This is a genomic window from Nocardia vinacea NBRC 16497 (assembly GCF_000308835.1).
GTDB classification, from domain to species: domain Bacteria; phylum Actinomycetota; class Actinomycetes; order Mycobacteriales; family Mycobacteriaceae; genus Nocardia; species Nocardia vinacea.
Window position 1 is genome coordinate 1 of the sequence record NZ_BAGN01000307.1, and the last position, 682, is coordinate 682.

Annotated in this window: 1 pseudogene; it reads left to right on the forward strand. The window is 70.2% G+C overall.

The features are described 5' to 3' along the window. Positions 1–682: pseudogene (locus tag ON44_RS33615) on the forward strand (IniB N-terminal domain-containing protein); the annotation flags it as partial.

Here is a 682-nt window from a genome sequence, read left to right on the forward strand (position 1 = left end):
GGTGCTGTGGGGGCGGGTGGTCAGCTCGGTACGGATCTCGGTGCTGGTCTCGGCGGCACGATTGGTGCAGGGGCACAAGCGATTTCGGGCTTGGAGACCGGGCTCGGCGGCGCCGTCGACGCGGGCGCCGATCTCGGTGGCAGCCTGGGTGGCGCACTGGACGCCGGTGCCCAGGCATCGACCGGATTCTCCAGTGCAATCGGCACCGCGGCCGACGCGAATGCTGATCTGTCCACAGGCCTGACCGGCGCGGTAAACGCCGGTGCGCAGGCGGGGACCGATCTGGGTGGCAGCTTGTCCACCGGTCTGGGTGGTGCTGTTGATGCGGGCGCTCAGGCGTCCGGTGGTCTGGAAACCGGCCTGTCCACCGGAATCGGTGGCGCGCTCGGCGGCGGTGCACAGCTGGGATCGGATCTGGGTGGGAGTCTGTCAACCGGTTTGGAAGGCGCGGCAGGCGCTGGCGCCCAGGCAGGTACTGATCTGTCCACAGGTCTTAGCGGCGCGGTCGGTGGCGGCGCGGAACTGGGGACCAATCTTGGTGCCGGCCTGTCCACGGGTCTCGGCGGCGCTGTCGATGCCGGGGCGCAGACGGGTGCCGAGCTGGGCGGCGGTTTGTCCACAGGTCTGGGTGGCGCTGTCGGCGCTGGTGCGCAGGCCGGTGCTGATCTGGGCGGCAGTGTGT